Origin of the sequence: Paenarthrobacter sp. NEAU-H11, from assembly GCF_050573415.1 — a bacterium.
GTDB lineage: Bacteria > Actinomycetota > Actinomycetes > Actinomycetales > Micrococcaceae > Arthrobacter.
Genome location: NZ_JBNZGA010000031.1, coordinates 1 through 9,072 on the forward strand (window position 1 = coordinate 1; position 9,072 = coordinate 9,072).

Below are 9,072 nucleotides of genomic sequence, written 5' to 3' on the forward strand. Positions count from 1 at the left end.
TGCTTGATGATCTGAAGCGTTTCCTGGGACGTCGTCGTCGCCTGGCATTGGGAGATCTTTGATGAGGACGGGCGGTGGCGGCAGTGGCTTGGCGGCGTTCGTCTGGAGCCGCTCGGCCGAGACCACAGGCGGCGCGAGGCGAACTATGCGCTACGAAGGCGTGTGTCATGACTCGACACCTATCTATTCTGTGGCGCTATGAGAGGAAGAAGCATGCAGGAACAACAGACACCGGTTGCCCAAGGTGCGTCCGCGGCTGCGGTGAGCACCGACTTTATCCGCACCTCGCGGAAGTGGATTCGCAAACGCATTGAGCAGCTCGACCCGTACGTCGATTACCAGGAGATTTGGGCTCTCAGCTACATCTATAACGTCACGGACTTCGATCTTCACTGGCAGTACACGGTGGACAATTCGCATCTGGGCATGACCACGTGGGGTGCGGACGCGGCATATCGCGACGGTACCGGCGCGATGATCGTCCAAGCCGAACAACGGACGACCAACACCAACGATCACATGCTGCTGTGGGCCGAGCACGGCCCGGACTCGCCCGTGACGAAGCAGGCGATCGATATCGTTAACAAGCAACATGTGAAATGGGCGAAGCACTACAAGGGATCCTTTTCGCACTCGGAAGACTACATATTCCTGTTCTCCGCTGCGGCGACCGCCGAGCACACTCTTAAGCGCAGCCTCGGGCTGCCCGGGTGGTCAGAGAAGCAGAAGATCGCCGCACACCGCTTCTGGTGCGGAATTGCCGAGCTGTTCACGGTGGAGAGCGGCGAGGTTTTAACCGACGTCGAGCCGATGCCGAAGACCTTCGAGGAGTGCGCGGCCTATGCCCAGGCATATTCTGAGCGCCCCTGGCCGGAGAATCCGATCGGCGCGCCGTTCACAGAGGAGCTGATCAAGCAATTTCTTGAAGCCTGGTTCCCGCAGCAAGCCCTGCGACCGTTCGGACGGGCGCTCATCACTACCTTCTTCGCGCCTTCGCTCTTCCGCATCTACGGGATGAAGCAGCCGCACTGGGCGCTGCAGTCGCTCGCACGGGGGTTTGTGAGAGCGAGATTCATCTACCGCGACTACATCCGCGCCGATGAGAAGGAGCCAATCACCGAGCGGCATCGCCGCCTCGTGGCCAAAGGCAGGGCTACAGCCAGCCGCATCGACACCACGGTCCACCGGGCCGTGGGAAAGCAAAACCCGGGCGGCGGATGCCCGCATGCACGGATCAACTAAGCGACCAAAGAAAAAGGAAATTGCAATGCAGTCGCCTGAGGAAATTTTTAAGAGCCAGGTGCATGCGGGCCTGGTTGATCGCAACATTGATGCGTTCGTGGCGCATTTCGCGCCGGATTGCGTCTTGAGGGATATGAGCGAACCCAAACCCCGGGTAGGGCACGAAGCACTGCGTGAGTGGGTGACAGCGTTCCACGAGACCATGGTGGACACGACAGTCGAGTACTTGACGCTGTTTAGTGATGCTGAGTTCGTCCTGTGCGAGTTCGTGATTCGAGGTCTTTTTCTGGGTGATGAAGCCGCTCCAGGTGGAACGCGCGTGGCCTTGCAGTACTGCGTGATTGATGAATTCCGTGATGGTCTCACTCAGCGGGAAACTGTTTACGGGGTTCCCTATGAGCAGCAGCTGCGTGCTGCGACCCGGTTGGTAGGCGTGGAATGACGAGAGGACAACGCATGCAGAACCCGATATCGAAGCACGATGTGACGGTGATTGGTTTGGGCGCGATGGGGGGCGAGCTGGCGCGAGCACTTATAGCCGCCGGCAAGAAAGTGATCGTTTGGAACCGGTCGTCGGACAAGACGCGGGCCCTGGCCGAGATTGGGGCGGCGGTGGCGGCGTCTCCCGCCGAAGCGATTGCTGCCAGCCCGATCACGTTGATGTGCCTTTGGGACTACGCGTCTGCGGATGAGATCCTTGCGCAGGTCGGGGTTAAGGAGGCACTGGCTGGTAAGGTCATCGCTCAGCTGACCACCGGCAGCGCCGAGGAAGCAGCCCGTCAGGCGGAATGGCTCGAGGCTCGAGGCTCGGCGTTTCTAGCCGGGGGCATTATGTGCTACCCACGCGCAGTCGGAGCCCCGGAGACAATCATCCTCTACTCAGGAGATCCTGCCATATTTGAGGAGCATTCCGGCGTCCTGGGCATCGTTGCCCCCGCGCAGCGGCATGTCGGGAGCAGGCCGGGTGACGCCGCGACCGTCTATACCGCCGTATGGGGCTTTTACTTCGCCGCGATGGGCGGCTTCTTCGACGGCCTCGCCTTGATAGCGGGGTGCGGTCTTCCACGGGAGAGCGTCAAAGAGATGGTCGCCCCGATGGCCGGCAAATTCGTCGAGGGCGCGCTGGACGTGTTCGCACGCCTCGACGCGGGTAACTTCGCCGGGGACCAGGCGACAGTAGCTGGCCACATCGAGGGGCTTGAGGCCACTTGCGCCCAAATCCGCGAGACGGGCGTAGAGCCCCGGATGCTCGATGCCTTTGTTTCCCAATTGAGGGTCGCGAATGCGGTTGGCCGTGGTGAGGAGGACATCGCTGCCGTCGCCGACAGCCTGATGGCTGCCTCTCAACGGTTCATCCCTGCAATGCCGGTGGCACCAACCCGTTGAGCGACCGCCCGGGCGGGGAGTGATGGCTGTCGAGGCATCCCTCCCCCGCTCAGGAAACGCAGATGGAACGTGACCGGATGTTCCAGCACCAAAAGGTAGAAGCCCGGCGCAGCGTACTGACTGGTCCTCGCAGGCAAGAAGACAGTGCACTGCCGCCCGATTGACTACAGGGCCGCCTACGAACGCCTTTGGAGCCTCCGGTAGGCACTGAGGGGCCGCCGGAAACATCACGGCGTCAATGGCGCCTCATGAGCATCAGGCTCCGTCCAAGTTCGACGAACGTCGGGACAACGGAGCAGAACATGCTTCTGCACACTATTTCACCAAGCCCGGAAAATTGGAGAGCACAGATGCGTTTCGAAGCGGTACTTTGCAACGATCCCACTACGGTTAGGCAGGAGGCACGCCTGGAGAAACGCGGCTTCGACGCGGCCTGCCTCCTGGAAGCGCCGCCAGTCTACGGCGGACTGCACGACTGCCGTCCGCCGGCCACCAGTGCATCCACCAACGCCTTGCCTAAGGGGCGATGAGCCGATGGGTGAGACCGACCAGTTGGCTGAAACCATCGAAGAGATCTGGGAACGGTCGCCCGCGGCTCTTGACGATGGCGAGCGGCGTGCGATCGCGGAGGCTATGGCACTCGTCGACGGCGGAAAGATTCGCTGCGCCGACATTACAGACGGCAGATGGACCGTCAATTCCTGGGTGAAAAAGGCCCTCGACCTCTACTTTAGGAGCAGCCAACCAACGCTCGAGTACGAAGCCGGACCCCTGCAGTTCAGAGACAGGTTTCCGTTGAAAGGCGGCCTTGAGCAGGCCCAGATCCGTGTGGCACCCCCCGCAGTGGCCCGTTATGGCTCCTTCTTCAGTCCCGGCGTGACGCTGATGTCCTGCTACGTCCATCTCGGGGTTTGGGTCGGTGCGGGTAGCCTGATCGACAGCTGGGTCTCACTTGGCACGTGCGCGCAGATCGGGGAGCGCGTGAAGATCCTGCCATCGACGAGCATCGTCGGCTCGCTGTACCCCATCGAGGCCCGGCCGGCGGTGATCGAGGACGACTGCCAAATCGGGAGCGGATGCGTAGTCGGTCCTGGCACCCGCATCAGGCGCGGAGCGATCCTTGCCGCGGGCGTCAATATCACATCGACAACGCCGGTGGTCGACGCCATCGGACCATCCGCAGAACCACTCGGGGGTGAGGTGCCTGAGAATGCCATCGTCATTCCTGGCAGCATCGCCGCGCCATCCTCGGCGCCCTCGGTGGTCGGCGTAGCAGCCGCGCTCGTAATTGGTTACCGCAACCCCGGAATGACCGCCAATCAGAACCTGGAAATGGCAGCTCGGCAGTTCAGGCTTAGCATGTGAACATCAGGTTCGTCCGCCCGAACCCGCCAGCACATCACGCCTGGTCGCGCTTCGTTGATCAGAACTGCGAGCATCGACCGAGCCGAGCAAGTCCGAAGCAACAAATTCCTTGTCCAAGCGTTGGACCTCATGGGCACGTGCCCGGCTCAGGACTCTGCCTGTCCGAGTGAGATCGCGTTGGTGCCCCAGGGTTGACGAGCTCAACGTTCAGCCCGTCCAACAGCTAGTGTCGCCGCCCAAGATCAGGCCGGTCTACCCGGCGTGCGAGACGACGGCGGCGGGGACAGCCATGTTTTACGGCTCGGAGGCAGCCCGCCCCTAGGGTCACAGTTCGTGCCTCGGTATCGACCTTTACCTGGCGCATCTGGCCGGTGTCAATCTTTATGGCGTCGGCCAAGCTGTTCAGAGTGTTCTGCAATGTCTACCTATCTAAAGTGGATTGGAATAGCCGCTGCAGCCGTGCAGCGGGGCGGCCGGCAGGGTGCCCGGCAGCCAATCCCAGAGGATATCCTTCTCCCCGATGGGCAACAGACTGAGGGATCCCCTGCTGCGCGGGCACTAACACAAAGTCGCGCAAATGGTGTGAGGTGTGTAGTAGGGAGGGAGCCCCCTCTCGACGGCGCACTGGATCGCACTGGGGAAGGAACGGTTCGCAGGATCTAGGCAGAGGCCCACTGCGTCCTCGCCCATGGCCACGGCCTCGATGATCCGCAGGGTCTCGAAGCCGGTGATTTCCTCGTGCGTAACCACCCGCTGTCTTCCACGCCCGCTGCTTAAAGGCAATACATGCACAAGCGCAGCGCTGGAATTAGAGCCCGGCGCTGGCATCGTAACCCCGAGCACGCCCTACATTGGGTCAGGCCAAATACCTGTTTTCATACCAACTCTCAAACCTGGTCATTCTCCAAGCCGGGGAAGATGCCGTACAGGGAACCTGGGCATGTGCCCTAGAAGCCCCAGGCCATTCGTGGCCGCCTCACAGTCCACTCGAACTTGGGGCCCGGGCCGCGCGGCCTCGGTCCTACGCCTTGCGCAGCACGCCGGCCGATGTGAGCGGCGACGTCGTGGCCGACCGCAGCAAGCATGCCAAGTAGCAGTGTGGCCGAGCCGATGACTGTGAGCCAAACCAGCCTTGACCAACCGTTGAGAGGGCCCTGCGCCACCTTGAAGCTGAACACCAATCCGGGCACCTCCCGCCGTGGCCGCCCACGCTGAAACCGGGAGGGGCTAGAGGGCCGTCAGCAACGTCCTGCAGATTCATCAATTTACGCGCCGTTTAGTATGAGAAGCTGGACTTGACTCCGTCCCGCCGAGACACTTGTGAGCCGAATCACAGCTTTTAGTGGGCCTTGGCCAAGGTGCCATCGTCGATGACCAGCGACGTCCCGTTAATGGCGCGCGCTTCATCGGATGCCAAAAAGACAGCCGCGCCGGCGACGTCCTCGGGCTTTAGAATGCGACCTGCCGGGTTCAAATCCAAGAACCGCCGCCGTGCGGCCACGGGGTCTGGTGCTTCGGCGAGAAATTTCAGCTGCATCGGCGACTCGAAAGATCCCGGACAAAGTGCATTGCACCGAATTCCGTCAGAGGCGTACGCCAATGCAGTGGCCCGGGTGAGTCCGAGCAGACCGCTCTTGGTCGCCACGTAACTCGCGGTATCGGCAGTGGCAGTGAAGGAGCCTGTGGAGGCGGTGTTGATAATTGCTCCACCGTGACCCTCCTCCCTCATGGCTAGTACAGCATGCTTGCTGCCCCAAAAGACCGACGAGAGATTCGTTGCGACGGATGTTGCCCACTCATCGTTTGTTGTCTCATGAAGTTCCTTCGTTACGAGGTACCCCGCGTTGTTATGCATGATGTCGATCGTGCCGAACTCCGCTCGGCACCGTTCGATGGCGGCCACGATGTCCTCTTCACGCGTCACATCACCTTGTTGGAAGACCACCGCCCCCCTTTGGTCCTGGAGTCGCTTGACAACCTCTTGTCCACGAGCGGCATCCCGACCGACGGCGACGATGGACGCGCCCTCGTTGAGCATTGCCTGGAGGACCGCCAGGCCGAGGCCGCTCGCCGCGCCTGTGATGACGCCGGCCTTGCCTTCGAGACGTTTTGTCATGACTGACGCCTGTTCAATTCGAGTCGCCCATCAATCGACGACGCTTGGGACATCAGCAGGTCTGCGACGGCGGCGATGTCTTCGTCGCCCCGGCCGTGGGCCGGTGCTATCGCCAATCGACGAACAAAGGCCTCCAGCATGAGGGGCTCGACGCCCGCCTTCCGGATCTGGTCGCAGGTGTCTCCAAGACCGCCTTCCATGCTGGAGACCGTGGTCTGATCCCGGGCGAAGTTGTGGGAATCGAGCCGCCCCATCAAGTCGAACATTCCGTCCACGAGTTTGTTCGCCATTGGCGCCACGAGGGCTTTGACATTGTCCTTGGTCAGGTCGTGGGCGGACAACATGGCTAGACCATCGAGGAAGCCGCCCATGCCAGAGAAGTAGAAACTCCAAAGCGCCAAGTACGCCGGTGCGGCATCGCCGGGTCTGTTGCCGACGTGTTGTTGCGCAGGTGCGAGGTTTGCGAGTAGGTCTGCGTGCTTCTTGAAGACCTCGGGGTCTCCCGCGTAGAGAATGATGGTCTCCTCGGCACCAATCGCACGGGGAAAGCACATCACGCCTCCAGCGAGGAACGAGGCACCGCGCGCCTCCACCCAGCTTCCCTGCCGCTTCGCCTCCTGCGAGCTGCCCGTAGACAATTGGACGAAGACCTTGCCGTCTAGGGCCGCCTCGACTCCGTCCTGGCCGAAGACCTCGTCCGTGAACGCATAGTCCCACAGGCAAGAAATCACTAGCGGGCTGGCAGCAATTGCCTCCGCCGGAAATATAGCCACGACGGCACCAGCATCCGCCAAGCTGGCGGCCTTGCTCTGGGTCCGGTTCCACACCGTCACCTTCATTCCCGACTCCAGCAAAGTTCGGGCCACCGCAGCGCCAATCGCGCCCAGCCCGAGCACCGTGACCTGCTGTCCCCTTTTGGGTGTCTTCTGAGTCATGCCAAACCTCCATCCTTGGGTGCGCTGGAAAGCTGCCGAGCAACCTCCTGCACATCCCAGTACACGGTCTCGCGCTGCACAAGGCCATCGCGGATCTCATCAAAAAGGCAATAGTGGATAGTTACGGGGCTACCTTCGGAAGCAGCTCCGTCACCACCGCTTCAATCTGTCTCGGAAAGACCTCTTCGGGTGGCAAACGGGTTCCGGGTGCTCCGCGCTTTTTCACTTCCCGTCATCTAGCTATTCCTGCTAATTCTGAGTAGAAGGCCATGTCTCCTACTTCCATTGTTTGTTCTCTTCCTGCGACGCCCATACGTGCAGTGGGCCTTCAGGCCCCCTCGTCAGGGCAAATCCCAGATAGCTTGTCCATCTGATCGTCCGCGGTGTCCTGTATGGACCTCATTCCGCGGTTGTTCAGGGTGCGATTCCTGCATCATGATGAGCGTAATTTGTCGATCCCGCCTGAACGGCTGAGTTTCCCGTCATCCCTTTCCGGGCAGCTGCCGAGCAAGGTCCTGGGGATCCCAATAAACCTTCTCGCTCACGACAAGTCCGTCGCGTATTTCATCGATGAAGCAGTATTGAAACGTTACGTGCGTGCCACCGGGATCGGCGCCCTCTCCGCGGTACACCCCCTGCAGTTCCGTTTCGGCTGCCAGGTGCACACCATCGGTGAACACATTGAGGTACTTGACTTTCATGTCCTCCATCGTCTGAAGGTAGTCGACTAGAAATTCACGCCAAGCCTGGTGGCCCCGCCGAGGTTGGGGCTCTGCCATGTCTCGAAAGACGCAGTCGGGCGAGATGTACGTCAGAAACAAGTCCAGGTCGCGCTTGATGGCCACCGCTTCCACTTGACCCTTGAAGACCTCAATCGCTGATGGGTTAGACACATCGGTACCTTTCTACGGGGTTTGGTCCGCTTTCACATCTGCTGGCCTGGTGTTTTGAGTTGGCACGCAGATCTGGGATGCGGCTTACAGTCGTCCGATGGTGCGGTGGACCTCGACACCATTTTTCAAAAGTCGGGCGTACGACGGAAGCGTCCGAGGGTGTTGTTAGCGCACGAGTCGTCTGAGGGCGTAGTTTGCATCGCGGCGGCGGTAGGTCTCGGTGGATCGCCCGTTGACCCGGATTGCGTTTCTGGCGGCGGCCGCCGCAGCGCGCTCTTCTTCCGTGACGTCGTGGTGGCGCATGTCAATATCGGCCGTCCAGCGCAGGAGGTCGTCGAGGGTGTCCCCCTCGAACACCACGCCCTCTGCCTCTACTTTGGTCCGCTCGGGGTTGATTACACGAAACGGCGCGGCGCTTTCCATTGGGTCAAGCAGGCGGTCCACATTGGCCTCGGGCTCGTCGTGCAGCGACGTGATGGAAATGTCCGGGTCTGCCACCCGCCCGCTGGCGCTGTAGCTGAGCACACACTCGGTCCGCCAAAGGAAAGCCCGGTGTTCGGGCCAGAAGAACTTGTGAGTCCTCTCCTCCCCCTCGGGGACGGCGAGGATGGTGATGCCACGACCATTAATTTCCTGCAGCACCCGCATCGGATCGGCCTCGACCAGGACTTCCTTATAATTCGGCACAAAGTCAGCGGGGCTGAGCGTGCCGTGGCGACGACCGACGTGGAACGCGTAGATCTCCGGATACGTGCCGGGGTACTGGGAAGGACCGGGCAGGTCCTCGTTCGGGACTGGCACGTCGGCCCATGAGTTCTTGAACAGATCCTCGAAAAACGCCGCGATGGCAGCTTGGCTCAACAATCCGGCCCCGACGTGACCCATGGGCTCCTGGATGACAATCCCAAAGCGCTGGTGTTTGTGCCACTCAGGCAGAATTTCGGTGACGGTGCTCGAGGCCCCGTCTGCTTCGACACTGAAGTGGTCGAGCTTAAGCATGGCAGTGTGCATCCTGCGATCAGCCTCCAACGGCAGAAATGAATACGGTGATGGGGATGTGTCCGGTCAGTTCTAGACGTGATCCGAACAGTGACCGGGAGCCGGGAGGGATCGTTGTACCCCGAGCCGGACTTAC

General features: G+C 61.1%; 8 protein-coding genes. 4 read left to right on the plus strand and 4 right to left on the minus strand.

The window, feature by feature from the left end; all coding sequences use genetic code 11:
* The first annotated feature begins 213 nt into the window (after positions 1-213).
* The 4 genes from ACQ3DC_RS20915 to ACQ3DC_RS20930 all read left to right on the plus strand — a co-directional run bounded on the left by ACQ3DC_RS20915 (position 214) and on the right by ACQ3DC_RS20930 (position 3,993).
* A complete protein-coding gene (locus ACQ3DC_RS20915; protein ID WP_430753086.1) occupies positions 214-1,242 on the plus strand; it encodes a hypothetical protein in 1,029 nt (342 codons plus the stop codon).
* A gap of 25 nt (positions 1,243-1,267) precedes the next feature.
* Positions 1,268-1,684 (plus strand): nuclear transport factor 2 family protein, encoded by a 417-nt coding sequence (locus ACQ3DC_RS20920; RefSeq protein WP_430753118.1) that lies wholly within the window; start codon positions 1,268-1,270, stop codon positions 1,682-1,684.
* Positions 1,685-1,698: 14 nt separating this feature from the next.
* Positions 1,699-2,628 carry an NAD(P)-dependent oxidoreductase gene (locus ACQ3DC_RS20925; protein WP_430753119.1) on the plus strand — a complete coding sequence of 310 codons (930 nt, stop codon included), beginning with the start codon at positions 1,699-1,701 and terminating at the stop codon, positions 2,626-2,628.
* Positions 2,629-3,162: 534 nt separating this feature from the next.
* Positions 3,163-3,993, plus strand: a complete 831-nt coding sequence (locus tag ACQ3DC_RS20930) for a DapH/DapD/GlmU-related protein (protein WP_430753120.1) — start codon at positions 3,163-3,165, stop codon at positions 3,991-3,993.
* Between the two features lie 1,339 nt (positions 3,994-5,332).
* Here the strand turns inward: ACQ3DC_RS20930 and ACQ3DC_RS20935 are convergent.
* From ACQ3DC_RS20935 to ACQ3DC_RS20950, 4 genes are all read right to left on the minus strand, one after another.
* Positions 5,333-6,109: an SDR family NAD(P)-dependent oxidoreductase gene (locus tag ACQ3DC_RS20935; RefSeq protein ID WP_430753121.1), complete on the minus strand. Its 777-nt coding sequence runs from the start codon at positions 6,107-6,109 to the stop codon at positions 5,333-5,335.
* On the minus strand, positions 6,106-7,104 hold the full coding sequence (locus ACQ3DC_RS20940) for an NAD(P)-dependent oxidoreductase (protein WP_430753123.1): 999 nt from the start codon (positions 7,102-7,104) through the stop codon (positions 6,106-6,108). Before ACQ3DC_RS20940 ends, ACQ3DC_RS20935 begins: the two co-directional genes overlap by 4 nt.
* A 422-nt stretch (positions 7,105-7,526) precedes the next feature.
* Positions 7,527-7,937 (minus strand): nuclear transport factor 2 family protein, encoded by a 411-nt coding sequence (locus ACQ3DC_RS20945; protein WP_430753122.1) that lies wholly within the window; start codon positions 7,935-7,937, stop codon positions 7,527-7,529.
* A gap of 165 nt (positions 7,938-8,102) precedes the next feature.
* Positions 8,103-8,936, minus strand: coding sequence for a hypothetical protein (locus tag ACQ3DC_RS20950; protein ID WP_430752655.1), 834 nt, complete (start codon positions 8,934-8,936; stop codon positions 8,103-8,105).
* Positions 8,937-9,072 lie beyond the last annotated feature (136 nt).

Excerpts from the sequence above, each read along its gene's own strand:
- ACQ3DC_RS20920 (WP_430753118.1), top strand. The coding sequence starts at position 1,268 with ATGCAGTCGCCTGAGGAAATTTTTAAGAGCCAGGTGCATGCGGGCCTG.
- ACQ3DC_RS20915 (WP_430753086.1), top strand. The coding sequence starts at position 214 with ATGCAGGAACAACAGACACCGGTTGCCCAAGGTGCGTCCGCGGCTGCG.
- ACQ3DC_RS20930 (WP_430753120.1), top strand. The coding sequence starts at position 3,163 with ATGGGTGAGACCGACCAGTTGGCTGAAACCATCGAAGAGATCTGGGAA.
- ACQ3DC_RS20925 (WP_430753119.1), top strand. The coding sequence starts at position 1,699 with ATGCAGAACCCGATATCGAAGCACGATGTGACGGTGATTGGTTTGGGC.
- ACQ3DC_RS20950 (WP_430752655.1), bottom strand. The coding sequence starts at position 8,936 with ATGCTTAAGCTCGACCACTTCAGTGTCGAAGCAGACGGGGCCTCGAGC.
- ACQ3DC_RS20935 (WP_430753121.1), bottom strand. The coding sequence starts at position 6,109 with ATGACAAAACGTCTCGAAGGCAAGGCCGGCGTCATCACAGGCGCGGCG.